This window comes from Streptomyces fulvoviolaceus (assembly GCF_000718165.1).
GTDB lineage: Bacteria > Actinomycetota > Actinomycetes > Streptomycetales > Streptomycetaceae > Streptomyces > Streptomyces fulvoviolaceus.
This window is the reverse complement of record NZ_JOEY01000025.1, coordinates 102,537-118,770: the sequence shown is the minus strand read 5'-3', so window position 1 is coordinate 118,770 and position 16,234 is coordinate 102,537. Positions and strand designations below refer to the sequence as shown.

Below are 16,234 nucleotides of genomic sequence, written 5' to 3'. Positions count from 1 at the left end.
GCGGTGCGGAGACGGCAGGCGGTGCCGGCCCGTCTCACACGGTGACGACGATCTTCGATCGGGCGTGCTCCACCTCCAGATGCCGGATCGCCTCGGCCGCCTCGGCCAGCGGGTATGTGCGCTCGATCACCGGGGTGACCTTCCCCGACTCGGCGAGCTCGCGCAGCGCCGAGAGGTTCTCCTTGCTCGCCTTCGCGGGGAGTTGGAGCACCCGTTGACGGACGAAGGGGGACACCAGGCGGGCGCCGAGCAGGAGCCGCATCGGGCCGAGCACGCTGCCGCCCTCGTACACGCCCCCGCCGGACAGGACGAGCGCTCCGGCCGGGGTCAGCGCGCGTCGGAGTTCGCCGAGTGAGCGGTTGCCCACGAGGTCCAGCACGACGTCGTACCGAGGCGTCCCACGGGTGAAGTCCTCCCGGGTGTAGTCGATGACGTGGTCGGCGCCGAGCGACCGGACCAGGTCCACGTTGCGTGTGCTGCAGACACCGGTCACCTCCGCGCCGTACGCCTTCGCGATCTGCACGGCGAAGGTGCCCACGCCGCCGGACGCGCCGTTCACCAGCACGGTCTGGCCGGCCCGGACCCCGGCCACGTCGCGCAGGCCCATGAGGGCGGTGTTCGCGGCGAGCGGCATCGCGGCCGCCTGCTCGAAGGTGAGGTTGGCCGGTTTCAGGTCCACCTCGCCGTCCTGGGCGCACACGAACTCGGCGAACGTGCCGTCGGCCTCGCCGAACACCTCGTCGCCCGGGTGGAGCCCCTTGACCCCGCTGCCGACCGCTTCGACCCGGCCGGCGACGTCCCGGCCCCGGATCCGCACCTTGGGCCTGCGCAGTCCGGCCACCGTGCGGAAGAGCTTCGGATCGCCGTGCATCAGGTGCCAGTCGTACGCGTTCACCGCGGCCGCGTGCACCCGCACCAGCACCTCGCCGGCGGCGGGCACCGGCTGGTCGACCTCCCTGAACTCCAGTACGTCCGCCGAGCCGTAGCGGTCCTGGACCACTGCCTTCATGACGTCCCCCTCCGTTGCTCGGAGCGTAGGGAAGCGGCGGCGGGACGCACATCAGGGACGAACCCCTAGTTCTCCCGGATTAGCTCGCCGTTCGCCGCGCTTGCCGTACGGAAACCGATCGGTTTACTCTGTCCGACGTAGGTAAACCGATCGGTTTCTCGACGTTCCGGAGGGTTCATGACCACCATCGAAGGCTCCGTCGCCCTGGTCACCGGCGGCAGTCGCGGCATCGGCCGGGCGCTGGTGAGCGCCCTGTACGAGCGTGGCGCGAAGAAGGTCTACGCCACCGCCCGCGACCCGCGGACCGTCACGCACCCCGACGCGGTGCCGCTGGCCCTGGAGGTGAGCGACCCGGCGTCCGTCGCGGCGGCCGCCGAGCAGGCACAGGACGTCACCCTGCTGATCAACAACGCGGGCACGTCCGTGAACGCGAACTTCCTGGACGCACCCGTCGAGGACGTCCGGCGCGAATTCGAGACGAACTTCTACGGCCCGCTGCTCGTCACCCGCGCCTTCGTCCCGGTCATCGAGCGCAACGGCGGCGGACACATCCTCAACGTCCACTCGGTGCTCTCGTGGCTCGGCATCGGGAACTCCTACAGCGCCTCCAAGGCCGCCCTGTGGTCACAGACCAACTCCCTGCGTCTGGACCTGAAGCCGCGCGGGATCGAGGTCACCGGTCTGCATGTCGGATACGTCGACACGGACATGACCGCGAAGATCGACGCGCCGAAGGTCACGCCCGAGAGCGTGGCGGCCCAGGCGCTCGACGGCATCGAGTCCGGCGCCTTCGAGGTGCTCGCCGACGACCTCACTCGACAGGTGAAGGCGGGGCTGGCCGCCGATCTCGCCGTGCTCTACCCGCAGTTGGCCGCGTGATCAGATCGGCAGCAGTCGTCCGACCAGGGCGCTGAGCTGCCGTGCCGTGCGGCACTCGTGCATCTCGACCAGCTCGGCGTAGGCGGGCGCGGCGGAGTCCCCGGTGCCCCACTGGGAGCGGCCCTCCGGGTTCAACCAGTAGACGCGGCGGGCCCGTTCGGTGATCTGCCGTACGGCAGCCAGGTTCGGGTCGCTCATGTTGGTGCGGGCGTCACCGAGCACGAACACGGTGGAGCGCGGGCCGATCGCCTCCCCGTACCGCTCCGCGAACTCGCCCAGCGCGACGCCGTAGTCGCTGCTGCCGTGCCAGCCGGTGAGCGTCGCCTCGGCCCGGATGCGGGCGCCGAGTCCTTCCGGATCCGCCGTGCCGTGCACGAGCAGCCCGGTCACCTCGTCGATCCGGTTGACGAAGGCGAACACCCGCACCTTGCTGAACTGGTCGTGCAGCGCCTGCACCAGCAGCATCGTGAAGTCCGAGAAGCCGGACACCGAGCCCGACACGTCGCACAGCAGCACCAGTTCGGGACGGGCGGGCCGACGCCGGCGCAGCACGGGCCGCATCGGCACCCCGCCCGTGGACAGCGACCCGCGCACGGTCCGCCGTAGATCGATGCTGCCGCGCGTGGCACGGCGGCGGCGGGCCGCGAGGCGGGTGGCGAGTTTGCGGGCCAGCGGCTGCACCGTCCTGCGCAGTTCGGCCAGTTGGGCCTTCCCGGCGAACAGGAAGTCGACCCGGTCGGGGGTCGGGGCCACCGCCCGCCGGGCGATCTCGTCGGTGCCGCGCCGCTCGGCGACCCGCCGCCGGGCCTCCGCCGCCACCAGTGCGCGGAACGCCTCGATGCGCCGCCGGATCTCGTCCTCCAGCAGCCGGTCGGTGAAGCCCGAACTCCCGCCCTGGGCACGGATGGTGTCGCGGATCCGGGCGAGAAGGGTCTGCGGTCGGAGCCGGTCGAGTGTCTGGTGCGACGACCAGCCGTCCGAGGCCGGCGACGAGCCGTATCCGCCGAAACCGTCGACCGCCTCGACCGCCAGCCGGGCCATCATCGCCTCGTCGTTCGCGGCGAGGGCGGCCGCGAGCCGGTCGCGCAGGTCGTCCCGGTCCGCGGGCTCGCCGTCGGGCGCGCCGACGCCCCGCGGGAAGTACAGGTCGAAGACCGGGTCGAACACCGGCCGTTGGGACGTGCCGTGCAGGAGCGTCGCGGCCAGTCCCTCGCGCAGCAGTTCGCGGTCCGCGAGCCCCAGCGCCTGGACGGCCTGCGCGGCGTCCACGGTCTCGCCGGTGCCGATGCGGATCCCGTGGGAGCGCAGCGCACCGACGAGAGACGTGAGCCGCTCGGGGACGCTCACAGGGCGTCCAGGTCCAGCTTGGCCTCCGCCTTCAGGACGTCGTCCTGGTGCTTGAGGAGCACGCCCAGGGTGTCGCGTACGACAGACTCGTCGAGGGTGTCCGCGCCGAGCGCGAGGAGCGTGCGCGCCCAGTCGATGGTCTCCGCGACCGACGGCACCTTGCGCAGGTCCATGGCCCGCAAAGCGCCGACGACCCGCACCACGGACTCGGCCAGCGCCGCGTCCAGGCCCGGCACCTTCAGCCGTACGATCCGGCGCTCCAACTGCTCGTCGGGGAAGCCGATGTGCAGGAAGAGGCAGCGGCGGCGCAGGGCCTCGGACAGCTCGCGGCTGGCGTTCGAGGTGAGGACCACGAAGGGGCGGCGGGACGCGGTGATCGTGCCCAGCTCCGGGACCGTGACCTGGAAGTCGCTGAGCACCTCCAGAAGCAGGCCCTCGACCTCGACGTCCGCCTTGTCGGTCTCGTCGATCAGCAGCACCTTGGGGTCGTCCCCGCGGATCGCGGTCAGCAGGGGGCGGGGGAGCAGGAACTCCTCGCTGAAGATGTCCGTGCGCGCCTCGTCCCAGCTCTCGTCCCGGCCGGCACTGATGCGCAGGAGCTGCTTGGCGTGGTTCCACTCGTACAGCGCCCGGGCCTCGTCGACGCCCTCGTAGCACTGCAGTCGCACCAGCCGGGCCCCCGCGACCTCGGCCACCGCCTTGGCGAGCTCCGTCTTGCCGACCCCGGCGGGGCCCTCCACGAGGAGCGGCTTGCCGAGGCGGTCGGCGAGGAACACGGTCGTGGCGACTGCGGGCGAGGCGAGGTAGCCGGTCGCGGCGAGACGCGCGGAGACGTCGTCGACGGATGTGAACAGCAACGGGGGCCTCCAGCGCACGGCGCGAACCAGGTCGGACAACTATCTAAGCGCTTGTTCACCCACTCTGTCACGCGGATTGGGTACCTGGTCCGCATGGGTAGACCGATCGGTTTCTGTGCTCCCGCCTGCGGAGGTAACCTCGCCGTATGGCCACGACAGACAAGGCGTCCACGAGGGACCGGCTCCTCGACGCGGCGGCCGAGCTCTTCTACCGCGACGGCGTCTCCATCGGCGTCGAGGCGCTGTGCCGGACGGCCGGTGTCTCGAAGCGGTCGATGTACCAGCTCTTCGCGAGCAAGGACGAGGTGCTCGCGGCGAGCCTCGAGCGCCGCGCCCCCGGGTACGCGGCACTGCTCACCCCGGGCGAGGACGTAGGCACCCCGCGGGAACGGATCCTGTACGTCTTCGAGCGGCTGGAGAAGCTGTCGGCCGAGCCCGAGTGCCGGGGGTGCCCCTACCTCGCCGCGCTCGTCGAGCTGAAGGACCCCGAACACCCGGCGAGTGCGGTCGCCCGCGAGGCCAAGAAACGCCTCCAGGAGGCGTTCCGTGTCCAGGCCGAGCTCGGCGGTGCGCGCGAGCCCGACTTCCTCGCCCGCCAGTTGATGCTGGTCTTCGACGGTGCGAGCGCCCGCGCCGGCGCCCGGGTGGAGACTCTCGACGGGCTGGCCACGACGACGGTGACGGCGCTCCTGGACGCGGCGGGCGTGGCCTAGGTTCGGCCTGCCCGGTCCGTGAACCTTCAATGACTCTTCGGTTGGGGGACACCGCCACGTCACCCCGCACGGACAGCGTCGGTCGGGCACCGCCACCCCGACACATCGACGCCGGACTACACCCCTCCGACCGGCCAGGCCCAGCGGCTGACGTTCGACCTGCGCGATCTGGGCATCACTTCCCCGGCGGGCATGAAGCTGTTCGCCGACACCTCGGCCACCGACGCGACCCTGCGCCTGACGAGCCCGCGCGGCACCAGGGTCACGGTCGACACCGCGCCCTTCGGCGGATTCATCGCCGTGGTCCGACGGCCGACGGGAACGCACGGCGAAGGGGCGGCCGCGGAAGCGGCCGCCCCTTCGCCGTGTTCAGGCGGCCAGTGCCACCGCGTCCGTCGCCGGAGTACGCAGCACCCGCCGTGCCGTGGCCAGGCTCGTCCCCAGCGTCGCCGCCGCCGCGATCGAGACGACCGCCAGCCAGATACCCAACCCCTGGTGCGGCAGTACCGAGTTGGTCCGGACGACGGTGAACGGGATGATCCCGGCCAGCGCCGCCACCGTGCCGAAGAAGAGACCGACGACCGTGAGGACCAGTCCCTCGGCGCCCACCGTGGCGAGCACCTGCCCCGGAGTCGCCCCCGCGAGGCGCTGCTGCCCGAGCTCCCGGCGGCGGTAGGTCGTCGCCGCGTACAGCGAGTTGACCAGCATGACGCAGACGAACACCACGATGATGCCGACGACCGTGAAGTTCAGCGTCTCCAGGTTCTTCGCGTCGACCGACTTGACCGCACCCGAGGCCTTCACGGCGTCACTTTCCACGCCTTGCATGTACAGCGTGGCCAGGGACACCGCCGTGAACAGGATCAGCGACATCAGGATCCCGGAGAGGTGGTCCGCCCGGCGGCGCAGGTTGCGCACGGCCAGCCAGCCGCTCGCGCCGGTCAGCGGAAGCCGGTCCAGCACGCCCTTCAGCAGCCGTGGCGCCAGCAGCGCGAATCCCACCGACAGCAGGATCGCCCCGTACGCCGGCGTCGCCATCAGGGCCTCGTCCGTCGCCGAGAAGGCGAAGGTGGAGGTGACGGCCACGGCACCGATGACCAGAGCGCCGTAGGCGAGGAACTTCCGTGCCCTGCCCCGCTGTTGGTGTCCCCGCGTCGCCCGCCGTACGGCGAGGAAGGCCGCGCCCGCCGCCGCGACGAGCGTGATGTCGACACCCGACATCAGCGCGACCGGACCGAAGGAGTGGTCGACGGACTCCGCGACCTGCCCGCTGTCCTGGAACACGTCCAGCAGCGCCTGCCCGCCGAGCATCGCCGGACCGATCGCCAGCACCGCACCCACCAGGGCGACGGCCACGGCCTCACCCACCACCATCCGCTTGATCTGCGCCGGAGTCGCCCCCGAGCAGCGCAGCAGCTCCAACTCGGCAGCCCGCTGACGGACGTTGACCGTCAGCGTCGAGGCGACGGCGAAGAACACCAGGAGGGTGCCGTAGCCCCCGACGACACTCGCCGAGGTAGTCAGTGTGTCCGCGCTCGCCGAGTCGACGCCGGACTGCCCCGCCGTGTCGTACAGCGAGTTGAACGTCATGATGATCGCCGCGCCCAGGAAGGCGGCCAGCAGTGTCGCGAGGAACCGTCCGGGCCGTTGCCGTATCGACCGCATCGCCAGCATGAACATCGCTCACACTCCCGCCATCATGTCGTCGCCCAGGTGCGCCAGCCGCTCGGCGACCGCGTCCGGAGTCGGCGCGTCCAGTCGGCCCGCCAGCCGCCCGTCCGCGAGGAACAGCACGGAGTCGGCGTAGGAGGCGGCGACCGGGTCGTGCGTCACCATCACCACGGTCCGCCCGTGCACGCGCACCGCCTCCTGGAGCAGCCGCAGCACGTCCCGCGCGCTGCGCGTGTCCAGGGCGCCGGTCGGCTCGTCCGCGAAGATCACCCGGGGTTCGGTGACCAGCGCCCGGGCGATCGCCACGCGCTGCCGCTGCCCGCCGGAGAGCTGGTCGGGGCGGTGACCGAGGCGGTCCCCGAGTCCGACCTGGGTGAGGACCTCGCGGGCCCGCCTCCGGTCGACCCGCCGCCCGGCGAGCTTGAGCGGCAGCACCGTGTTCTGCGCGACGGTCAGCGTCTCCAGGAGGTTGTACTGCTGGAACACGAACCCGACCCGGCCGCGCCGGAACCGCGTCAACTCGGCCTCGCTGCCGCCCGTCAGCTCCGTGCCGTCCACCCGCACGATCCCGCTGTCGGGCCGGTCCAGCCCCGCCGCGCACTGCAGCAGCGTGGACTTGCCGGAGCCCGACGGCCCCATCACCGCCGTGAAGGTGCCCCGGCCGAGGCTGAGCGTGACGTCGTCCAGAGCGGTCACGGCACTGTCGTCCGTTCCGTAGGTCTTGCTGACCTTGACCAGCCGCAGCGCCTCGGGAGCGGGTCCCGTGTCGGGCGTACGTCGTGAGCCTGTGCGAAACATCGTCATCACTCTCCGTCCGGCACGCCGTGTGCCTCGCTCAAAAAGCTACGGAGCGGGCGAGCACGGCACATTGGGCGCAGAACCCGTGTTCCGGGGTGTACTCAGTGACACCTCCCGGCGAATGCGCCATCGTGATCGCCATGACCGACGGAATAGCCTGGCTCGCCGAGCCCGAGTCCATCGCCTACGGCGGATACAGCGTCACGATGGCCCGCGACCTCGAGTCGGAATCGCTGGCGAGGCGCATCGCGGAGACCGCTCACAGACGGAGCAGACCCCGCTCCATCGGAGAGCTCACCGGCCGCCAGGTGCAGGACCTGCTGGAAGGCCTCTTCGGGCATGTGTCCGAGGGGCTCGCCCTGCGTCACGGGGAGATCGGCGAGTGGGCGTACGTGATCAAGTACGGCGGCTGGCAGGCCGAGTTCGGCGACGGCGGCCGACCGGTCGACCGCGGCTGTCTGCACGTCTTCCACCTGGAGTTCCAGGAGGAGAACTTCAAGCCGGTGCCCCCGCGGTTCGCCTACCGCCACGACGAGCGCCTGATGTGCGCGTTCAACCTGCACCTGGATGCCTCCTGGGGGTACGGCAACGTGGAGGGAGACCCCGAAGTGGCGCCCGCCGTCGAGGAACTGCTGGCCGCCGCCGGACTGCCCGACCCCGATCTGGACCGCCGCATCGTGCACAGGACCGCGCTGGAGGTCCTCCAGCGGCACTTCGACCTCTCCCTGCCCCGCACGCGGATCCTTGAGGACACGCTGCCCACCGTCCTCCTCACCGATCGGTGACCCGCCTGACGACCACGCTGGACACGGCACTCCGCGCCGTGGCGGGAATCATCGTGGCCGCCGTCATCTGGAGCGTGTCCGAGGCCGTGTTCGATGAGCCCGCGCCCCTGCCGAAGCGGGCCGCCTGTCCTACGGGAGGCGTTCGAGTCACGGCTGGTCCGGTGAACCCCGCCATGGGGCTGCGGGCCATGGCGCTGACCCTGGAGAACTGCGGGACACGCGTCTACCGGGTCGAGGGCTATCCCGTACTCCGCCTGCTCGACGCGGACCAGCAGCAGGTGACCGGCGTGTCGGTGGTGCACGGAAGCGGCGGCATCGCCACCGTCACCGGCTTCGACGACCCGCCCCGTCCGGTGTCCCTGGAGCCCGGCGAGACCGCCTCCGCGGGCCTGCTGTGGCGCAACACCGTCGCCGGCACGGACGGCGCGACCGGCGTGCCGTACGTCTCGGTGCAGGCGAAGGCCGGCGCGCTCGGCCTCCTCGTGGCACCGGACGGTGGCCTCGACCTCGGAACCACCGGGAAGCTCGGAGTCGGCCCGTGGCGGACAGGAGGCTCCCGATGAAGACCGACGGCAGACGGTTGCGACGCGTGCTGCGGCGGCCGGAGCAGCGGCGGGGCGTGGACCTGGCCGTGGCCACGGTGCTCGCCCTCGTGGACGTCGTCCTGTTCGGAGTGATCCTCCTCCTGGGCAGCGACGGCGTCTTCACGGAGGACTGGCTGGGGTACCCCGGGCCGATGGACTCGACGAGTGCGTCCTATCAGTACGACTGTGTGATGTTCCTCTGCAGGCTCGAAGCCGTCACCGTCGGACTGGCCGTGACCTTCCGTCTGTGGACCGCCGCCGCCACACAACTCGTGCTGCTCACCGCGAGCGCGGCCTTCATCGCGTCCCTCTCCACCTACTGGAACCCCTGACCCACCCCGTACGGGCCACCAGAACAAGCCGACACCAGGGCCCACCCGGTGCAATGAACCCGTGACCGCGCCCCCCGACGACTGCCTCGCGCGCAACGAGTGGATCTGCGGTGAGTATCTGAGCACCCGCCGGCACATCCTCCTCGACGCGGTGTTCCAGCATCTGCAGCTGACCGCGGTCTCGGTGCTCATCGGCCTCGTCGTCGCGCTGCCGCTCGCGGTACTCGCACGCCGCTGGGGCTGGGCGGCCGGACCCGTCCTCGCCGTGACGACGATCCTCTACACGATCCCGTCCCTGGCGATGTTCTCGCCGCTCCTGCCGGTGTACGGGCTCTCGGAGAGCCTTGTCGTCGCAGGCCTCGTCCTGTACTCGCTGACCCTCCTCGTGCGGAACGTCCTCGCCGGGCTGCGCGCCGTCCCCGAGGAGACCCGGCAGGCCGCGCGCGGCATGGGCTACGGCCCGATCCGGCTCCTGCTCACCGTCGAACTGCCCCTCGCCCTGCCCGCCGCGATGGCCGGACTGCGCATCGCCATGGTCTCGGCGGTGTCCCTCGTGACGGTCGGCGCGATCGTCGGCTTCGGCGGGCTCGGGAACCTCATCTACGTCGGCATGAACACGTACTTCAAGGCACAGGTGCTCACCGCGTCGGTGCTGTGCGTGGTGATCGCGGTCGTGGCCGACCTGCTGCTCCTCGGGGCGCAGCGCCTGATGACCCCGTGGACCAGGGCGGCCCGCGGATGAACACCCTGACCGACGCCTGGGACTGGCTCGCCGACGCCTCGCACTGGGCAGGCGAGGACGGCATCTGGCACCGGCTCCTCCAACACTTCGTCCTCACTGTCGTCTGCCTGGTCGTCAGCTGTCTGATCGCCCTGCCGGTCGCTCTCGTCCTGGGGCATCTGGGCAAGGGCGGCGCCCTGGCCGTCAACATCTCCAACATAGGCCGGGCGGTCCCGACCTTCGCCGTCCTGGTCCTCCTGCTCCTCACCCCCGTGGGCAAGTGGGGCGAGGGTCCGACGGTCGTGGCGCTCGTGCTGTTCGCCGTGCCGCCCCTGCTCACCAACGCGTACGTCGGCATGCGCGAGGTCGACCGCAGCATCGTGCGGGCGGCGCGCGGGATGGGGATGACCGGGCGACAAGTGATGTTTCACGTGGAACTGCCCCTTTCGCTCCCCATTGTCCTGACCGGGGTGCGGATCGCCGCCGTCCAGCTCGTCGCGACCGCCACCATCGCCGCGCTCGCGGGCGGGGGAGGGCTGGGCAGGATCATCGCAGCGGGCTTCAACCTCGCCAGTACGCCGCAGGTGCTGGCGGGAGCTGTGCTCGTCGCCCTGTTCGCGCTGGTCGTGGAGGGGGTCTTCGAGGTGGCCGAGCGGCTCGCGCCCCGGTGGGCGAGGGACGTGCGATGAGACGTGCCCTGGGCCCGACCGCCGTTCTGCTGCTGCTCACGGGCTGCTCGGCCGGCCCCTCTCTGGAGACGCAGGGCGAGGTCACCGCACCGCCGGCGACAGCCGCCACCTGACCATCGGATCCGCCGGATTCACCGAGAGCGACCTGCTCGCCCAGATGTACGCCCTCACGGGCGTCGACCCGAAGGGCGTCGGCACGACCCAGGCGAAGCGGGCCGTGGAGAGTGGTCAGGACCAGATGGTGCTCACCACCACTACGGACGCCACCCTGGACGACTTCGGCCTGGTCCTCCTCACCGACGACAAGCATCTGCAGAACGCCGACTACGTCGTCCCCGTCGTCAACCGCTCCCGCGCGGGCGCCGAGGGCGTCACCAAGGCGCTCGGCAAGCTCAACGACGTCCTGACGACGGCCGACCTCGCTTCCATGAACCAACAGGTCGACAGCTGGCGACGGTTGGCGAAGGACGTGGCGCACAGTTATCCGGAGGGGAAGGGCCTGCTGAAGTGAGGACACGGTGGTCAGGCCGCCGAACGGCGCCGTCCTTCCAGCAGGGCCGCCCCGAGCGGGGTGGGTGTGTGCAGGACGGCGCCGCCCAGGCGGTGGGTGCTGAGCAGGCCCGCGTCCCGCAGGACCGTGGCGTGGTAGCTGGCGGTGGCGGGGGACATGCCCGTGCCACGGGCCAGCTCCGTGGTCGTACGCCCGCCCTCGGCCACATGACCGAGGATCTCCGCCCGGGTCCGCCCCAGCAGGGCGACCAGCGACCGTGACGGTGTCCTGATGCCCTCGGCCGCCGGGTCTGCCACGTCCAGGGCGTCCGGGTGCGTCATCGGATAGACGACGACCGGAGGCAGGCGGGTGTCCTTGAGCACGGTCGGATACCGCCAGCAGAAGTAGGACGGGAGCACCAGCAGTCCCCGCCCGCGCAGATGCACGTCCCGCTCCACGCGCAGCCCGCCGATCGTCAGCACGGGCGACTGCCAGCGCAGTTCCGGGTGCAGCCCGGCGAGCAGGCCGCCGCGGTCACCGGAGGCCGACGGCCTGGCGTGCGCGGCGCGTTCGGCGTCGAGCCGGGCGCGTACCTGGTGCCAGTAGGGCGCCAGGCTCCTGCGGAAGTAGGTCCGGAGGGTGCGGCCCAGATGATGGACCGCTTCGCTGTCGCCGTCCGCCAGTGGGCGGCCCCACGGCGGGAGCCGGCGCCCCGCGGCCGCGAGTTCGCGCAAGTCGTGCCGTAATCGTGCCCGGGGCGTGGACAGCAGGGCGTCGATCCCCAACTCCAGGCCGCCCTCGCCGGCGCTGGGCGTGAGGAAGTCCGGCGAATAGCCGACCGGCGGTGCGAGGCGCAGCAACTGGCGCTCCGGTCCGGTGAGGCCGGTGCGGACCCGGCCGCGCCACCGGCCGAAGACCGCCCAGCCGTCCCGTGTCTGGAGCATGTGCATGCTCTGCAGGGCTTCCCACATGGGGTCGGGGGCCTGAGCCAGCCTGATCCGTGTGAGGTCGTCGTCGGTGAAGTGAATGCGCAATGCCATGGTGAGCCATCCCCGTGGACACCGCGGTTACCCCCGTGGTTCCCCTTCGGTGTCTCTCCACCCATGGTTGGCCTTGTGTCACGCGTGTCACCGGGGGCGCGGGGACCTTCACAGAACTCGATGGCCCTCTTTACCGCGGTCTTCAGTCCTTCACCAATGTGAACCGCCCCCGACCGGAGGGGGCCGGTCGGGGGCGGTGCGGAGGGGAAGCGGGGTGGGCGGTCAGCGCTCCGGAACTCCGGGGAGGAAGGAGTCCGGGTTGTCGATGAAGATGTTGGACAGGAAGCCGCCCAACGCCGGTACGAAGGACCAGAACGGGTTGCTGAACCCCTCGGCGTTCACCGTGTCACCCCGCCGCTGGTACTCCACGAACACCGGCGTCGGCCCCGCGAGAGTCGTGACGACAGGGGCGTCGAGCTTCACGTCCTTGCGAACGTTCACCTGGGTGCCCCAGGTACGGAAGTTCGGAGCCTGCCCGCCGCCCGGCGGAAGCGGCGCCGGCGCGTTGCCCACGGCCGCCGCGGTGTCCGCGAGCAGCTGCTTGGCCGCGGCCTCCGCCTCGTCGTACTTCGCCGGGTACGCCGACCGCTGCACGCTCTGGGCGAGTTGGCCCGCCGTCTGGCCCGGGTTCTTCTGGTCGTTGGGCACCGCGTGCTCGAAGAACTTCCGCGCCGCGTAGTCGGGGTTCATGATCTGCTCCGGCGTTCCCCACCACTGGGGCCGCTGCTGGAACACGCCCAGCGAGTCACGGTCGCCGTAGTTGAGATTGCGCATGCCCGACTCGACGATGCCCGTCTCGAAGGCGGCGAGCATCACCTTGTCGTTGACGTTCAGTTCCCGGCCGACCCGGTAGATGGTCTTGGCGACTTCCATGTCGTATGCCACGGCGTTCCTCCTGGCCTCTGGCTGTCGTTGCGTTGCTTGATCCGTGCGGGTGTTGAGCTGCCTTCTGCCCCACCCGATGACCCGGTCGAGGAGTGGGAGGCCCATCAGCGCTCCGGCACGCCCGGGAGAAACGAGTCCGGGTTGTCGATGAAGATGTTGGAGAGGAAGCCGCCGAGGGCCGGTACGAAGGACCAGAACGGGTTGCTGAAGCCCTCGGCGTTGACCGTGTCGCCGCGTCGCTGGTACTCCACGAAGACCGGTGTCGGTCCGGCGAGGGTGGTGACGACGGGAGCGTCGAGCTTGACGTCCTTGCGGACGCGTACCTGGGTGCCCCAGGTACGGAAGTTCGGGCTCTGCCCACCGCCCGGCGGAGGCGGCGTCGGACCGGGCGCGGGTGCGCCGCCCAGGATCTCGCCGACACGGGCCCGGAAACCCGCCATGTCACCCGGCCAGAAGGCGGGGTCCGTCTTGCGCTCCGGAGCCCACTCCTTGTGGGCCAGCGCCCGGTCGGCCCCGAGACCGACATGGCGCAGCAGGGCGGCCACCCCGCGCGGGTAGGAGTCGATCTGCGCGGGCGTCCAGTCGAAGCGGGTCCCGACCGACTCGGCCTCGACGCCGATCATGTACTTGTTTGCGTCGTCCTTCGGGACGTTCTGCCACGGTCCGCCCTTTCCGGCGTGCCATGCCTGCCCGGCCGCGATGACGATCCAACTGCCGTCGCGCGCCAGACCGAGGTGCGCCCGGGGCCCTTCGAGTGTCGCGTCCCCGTCCCGCACGATGGCCAGGCTCGGGTAGTTGCCCTCGGGCGCGCCGGCGGTGTGGTGCAGCAGAACACCGCGGATGTCGGCCATGTCGCCGTGGCCCCGCTGCTGCCAGCCGCCCTCTTCCTGGACCTGGAGTCCTTCCTTGCGCAGGATGTCCGCCAGCCATGTCAGGTACGCCATGTGAATCCCCCGTTCGTCGTTCGCTGTTCGCAACCCGCCGTATCTCGACGAGTGGACGCGTTCAGCGTGCTGGACCGTCCGGAACGGACTCAACCGCCTTCGAGCCAGTTCGAAAGGCGCAGGTCGGCTGCCCGGGGCCCACTGCTGACGGGACGTCACGGGTCCGTGACGTCGGTGACCGGACTGGTGCGGTGCGGTGGGTTCCCGGAGAAGGCGCGAATCGGTACACCCGGTACATGGGGGACAACAACGGGGGACGTCGCCGGTGGTGGCGTCGATTGAGAGAAGTACTGGACGGCGCGGAGGCCGAGCGACGGCCGAAGAGCCTGGCGGAACTCGTACGGTCCGAGGACGAACCGGCCTACAAGGAGTTCTGCGCGACCCATCCCGCACAGCACCTGCGGATGCAGGCGGCGCTCGGCACCGCGCAGCGCGCGTTCGACCGGGCGACCCGGCGAAGCGTGGAGCAGGCGCTGCGGGGCGCCCTGCGGAACGTGCTGGCGGAGACCCGCCCCTCCGGCGACCATGTGCGCGGCTACCTGGAGCGGGAGCTCGCCGACCTGGAGGGCTGGCTGGACCAGGATCGTGTGACCGCGGTCGGCCGGGGCCTCAACATCGGTCTGGGGTTGGGGGCCGTCGCTGGGGTGCTGCTGCTGGCCGTGCCGCTTCTCGCGGGCCGGCCCACGCTGCACATGCTGGGCGTCACTCTGGGCTGCGGCGACCGCTGGGGCCTGCTGGGCGCCTTCGCCGCGGGCGGAGTGGGGGCCTTCGGGGCGGTGCTCAGTGTCCTGGGGCGGCTACGGCTCAGCGTCGAGGAGCTGGCGAACCGCCAGGCGGCCGGGTCGGGGAGCGCGGCGGTCCCCGCCCGGCAGCTCGCCCGGCGGATGCGCCACGAAGGGGTCTACCGGGTGTGCGTGGGCTGGATCCTCGCGGTGGCCGTCTACTTCGTGCTCAGCGGAGGCATCGTGCCGGTGATCGAGGTTCCCGCCACGACGGCCGAGATCTGCGGGCCCGCGGGGAGCGCGACCGCGCCCGCCACGGGCACGGAGTTCTGGGGCTTCTGGTGCGCCATCGGCTTCATCGCCGGGTTCAACGAACGCTGGGCCTTCGGCATCCTGAGGCGCGACGCGACCAGTAAATCGGGCAGGGACTAAGCGCCCCGAAGAGGCGCGGGGAACGGCGCGACCTGCGACGACGGCGCCGCAGACGATCGACGGCACATCGTGGCCCCGCGGCGGAGCCGCATATCGACACAGCCGGCGGAGCGCTTACGCGTCCGCCACCGAGTCGAACGGCACCTGACCGCGCGACACGCCCAGCGCGTCCGCGTCCACCGACCGCCGCAGCGCCTCGTGGAGTTTCGCCGGGGTCAGCACGCCGAGGAAGCGCGCTCCGTCCAGTCCGGCGACCGAGCCGGCGTCGTGCTGGAGCATCACGCCGAACGCCTGCTTCAAGGGGGCGCCGACCGGCACCCAGGCGTTCATCCGGTGGGCGAGCTCGCCCACCGAGCGGTCCGCGCCGAGGTCGTCGATGCCGACCCAGCCGTGCAGGTCGCCCTGTGCGTCCAGGACCACGGCCCAGCGCGCGCCCTCGGCACGCAACCGCTCCGCGGCCCGCCCGGCCCGCCCGGCCCGCCCGGCCGGCTCGTCCGGCCGGGCGACCGGCGGCTGCTGAAGGTCGTCGGGCTCGATCTCGGTGACCGACAGCCGCTTCAGCCCGCGGTCGGCACCCACGAACTCGGCGACGTACGGCGTCGCCGGGCGCCCGAGCACCGTCCCGGGCGTGCCGAACTGCTCGATCCGCCCCTGCCCGTACACGGCAATACGATCGCCGAGGCGTACGGCCTCCTCGATGTCGTGGGTGACCAGCAGCACCGTCTTGCGCACGGAGGCCTGCATCCGCAGGAACTCGTCCTGCAACTGTTCCCGCACCACGGGGTCGACCGCCCCTGGGGGCACCTCCCACGCCCGTTCAGGGCAGTGGGGGAGGCTCATCCATCAGCAGTACCGGCGGATCGGCGGCCAACGCCCGTGCCACGCCGACCCGTTGACGCTGACCGCCCGACAGCTGTTCGGGATAGCGCCGGCCGTACCGCTTCGGGTCCAGGCCCACCAGATCCAGCAGCTCGGCGGCGCGCGCCCGGGCCTTCGCCCGCTTCCAGCCGACGAGCGAGGGCACGGTCGCCGTGTTGTCGAGGACCGTGCGGTGCGGGAAGAGCCCCACCTGCTGGATGACGTATCCGATACGGCGGCGCAGCCGCACCGGGTCCACGGTCGCGATGTTCTCGCCGTTCACGAAGATCCGCCCCGAGGTCGGCTCGATCAGCCGGTTGACCATCATCATGGTCGTCGTCTTGCCGCAGCCGGACGGGCCCACGAGCGTGACGAGCTCGCCCTCGGACACCTCGAAACTCAGGTCGTCCACCGCTGTCGTACCGTCCGGGTACCGCTTGGTGACCTGCTCGAACCGGATCATGACCTCACGCTAACG

At 71.2% G+C, this 16,234-nt stretch carries 16 protein-coding genes and 2 pseudogenes; 9 read left to right on the top strand and 9 right to left on the bottom strand.

The genetic code is table 11. The features are described 5' to 3' along the window. Positions 1 to 34: 34 nt before the first annotated feature. Positions 35 to 1,009, bottom strand: a complete 975-nt coding sequence (locus IG08_RS0126955; protein WP_030607535.1) for an NAD(P)-dependent alcohol dehydrogenase — start codon at positions 1,007 to 1,009, stop codon at positions 35 to 37. Between the two features lie 177 nt (positions 1,010 to 1,186). Here IG08_RS0126955 and IG08_RS0126950 point away from each other — a divergent pair, with 177 nt between their 5' ends. Further along, on the top strand, positions 1,187 to 1,888 hold the full coding sequence (locus tag IG08_RS0126950) for an SDR family oxidoreductase (protein WP_030607532.1): 702 nt from the start codon (positions 1,187 to 1,189) through the stop codon (positions 1,886 to 1,888). Here IG08_RS0126950 and IG08_RS0126945 read toward each other — a convergent pair whose 3' ends face one another. After that, positions 1,889 to 3,235 (bottom strand): vWA domain-containing protein, encoded by a 1,347-nt coding sequence (locus tag IG08_RS0126945; RefSeq protein WP_030607530.1) that lies wholly within the window; start codon positions 3,233 to 3,235, stop codon positions 1,889 to 1,891. Then, positions 3,232 to 4,089: an AAA family ATPase gene (locus IG08_RS0126940; RefSeq protein WP_030607527.1), complete on the bottom strand. Its 858-nt coding sequence runs from the start codon at positions 4,087 to 4,089 to the stop codon at positions 3,232 to 3,234. Before IG08_RS0126940 ends, IG08_RS0126945 begins: the two co-directional genes overlap by 4 nt. 149 nt (positions 4,090 to 4,238) lie before the next feature. On the opposite strand from IG08_RS0126940, the gene IG08_RS0126935 reads away from it, so the two are divergent. Further along, positions 4,239 to 4,805, top strand: coding sequence for a TetR/AcrR family transcriptional regulator (locus IG08_RS0126935; RefSeq protein WP_030607524.1), 567 nt, complete (start codon positions 4,239 to 4,241; stop codon positions 4,803 to 4,805). Between the two features lie 369 nt (positions 4,806 to 5,174). Here the strand turns inward: IG08_RS0126935 and IG08_RS0126925 are convergent, their stop codons facing one another. Both IG08_RS0126925 and IG08_RS0126920 read right to left on the bottom strand, forming a co-directional pair. After that, a complete protein-coding gene (locus IG08_RS0126925) occupies positions 5,175 to 6,485 on the bottom strand; it encodes an FtsX-like permease family protein (RefSeq protein ID WP_030607518.1) in 1,311 nt (436 codons plus the stop codon). Positions 6,486 to 6,488: 3 nt separating this feature from the next. Then, positions 6,489 to 7,274: an ABC transporter ATP-binding protein gene (locus tag IG08_RS0126920; protein WP_030607515.1), complete on the bottom strand. Its 786-nt coding sequence runs from the start codon at positions 7,272 to 7,274 to the stop codon at positions 6,489 to 6,491. A 140-nt stretch (positions 7,275 to 7,414) separates the two neighbouring features. Here IG08_RS0126920 and IG08_RS0126915 point away from each other — a divergent pair, with 140 nt between their 5' ends. The 6 genes and pseudogenes from IG08_RS0126915 (at position 7,415) to IG08_RS54490 (ending at position 10,896) form a co-directional block, all read left to right on the top strand. Next, entirely contained in the window at positions 7,415 to 8,059 is a 645-nt protein-coding gene (locus IG08_RS0126915) for a hypothetical protein (protein WP_158812284.1), read from the top strand. Next, positions 8,056 to 8,622 (top strand): DUF4232 domain-containing protein, encoded by a 567-nt coding sequence (locus tag IG08_RS0126910; protein WP_234342985.1) that lies wholly within the window; start codon positions 8,056 to 8,058, stop codon positions 8,620 to 8,622. The genes IG08_RS0126915 and IG08_RS0126910 overlap by 4 nt, the downstream gene beginning before the upstream one ends. Next, complete coding sequence (locus tag IG08_RS0126905; protein WP_078655770.1) at positions 8,619 to 8,975, top strand: hypothetical protein; 357 nt, start codon at positions 8,619 to 8,621, stop codon at positions 8,973 to 8,975. Before IG08_RS0126910 ends, IG08_RS0126905 begins: the two co-directional genes overlap by 4 nt. A gap of 61 nt (positions 8,976 to 9,036) precedes the next feature. After that, positions 9,037 to 9,717, top strand: coding sequence for an ABC transporter permease (locus IG08_RS0126900; protein WP_030607504.1), 681 nt, complete (start codon positions 9,037 to 9,039; stop codon positions 9,715 to 9,717). Further along, complete coding sequence (locus IG08_RS0126895; RefSeq protein WP_030607501.1) at positions 9,714 to 10,385, top strand: ABC transporter permease; 672 nt, start codon at positions 9,714 to 9,716, stop codon at positions 10,383 to 10,385. Before IG08_RS0126900 ends, IG08_RS0126895 begins: the two co-directional genes overlap by 4 nt. Next, a pseudogene (locus tag IG08_RS54490) lies at positions 10,382 to 10,896 on the top strand (glycine betaine ABC transporter substrate-binding protein). The gene IG08_RS0126895 and the pseudogene IG08_RS54490 overlap by 4 nt, the downstream one beginning before the upstream one ends. 11 nt (positions 10,897 to 10,907) lie before the next feature. Here IG08_RS54490 and IG08_RS0126885 read toward each other — a convergent pair. The 3 genes from IG08_RS0126885 to IG08_RS54485 all read right to left on the bottom strand — a co-directional run bounded on the left by IG08_RS0126885 (position 10,908) and on the right by IG08_RS54485 (position 13,744). Then, positions 10,908 to 11,915: an ArsR/SmtB family transcription factor gene (locus IG08_RS0126885; RefSeq protein WP_030607498.1), complete on the bottom strand. Its 1,008-nt coding sequence runs from the start codon at positions 11,913 to 11,915 to the stop codon at positions 10,908 to 10,910. Positions 11,916 to 12,137: 222 nt separating this feature from the next. After that, positions 12,138 to 12,800 (bottom strand): hypothetical protein, encoded by a 663-nt coding sequence (locus IG08_RS55975; RefSeq protein WP_052424895.1) that lies wholly within the window; start codon positions 12,798 to 12,800, stop codon positions 12,138 to 12,140. Positions 12,801 to 12,904: 104 nt separating this feature from the next. Further along, positions 12,905 to 13,744: an N-acetylmuramoyl-L-alanine amidase gene (locus IG08_RS54485; protein WP_052424894.1), complete on the bottom strand. Its 840-nt coding sequence runs from the start codon at positions 13,742 to 13,744 to the stop codon at positions 12,905 to 12,907. A 278-nt stretch (positions 13,745 to 14,022) separates the two neighbouring features. Here IG08_RS54485 and IG08_RS0126870 point away from each other — a divergent pair, with 278 nt between their 5' ends. Beyond that, positions 14,023 to 14,898, top strand: a complete 876-nt coding sequence (locus IG08_RS0126870; RefSeq protein WP_234342984.1) for a hypothetical protein — start codon at positions 14,023 to 14,025, stop codon at positions 14,896 to 14,898. A gap of 114 nt (positions 14,899 to 15,012) precedes the next feature. On the opposite strand, the pseudogene IG08_RS54480 reads toward IG08_RS0126870, so the two are convergent. Then, positions 15,013 to 16,219 (bottom strand): annotated as a pseudogene (locus IG08_RS54480) (ABC transporter ATP-binding protein). Positions 16,220 to 16,234 lie beyond the last annotated feature (15 nt).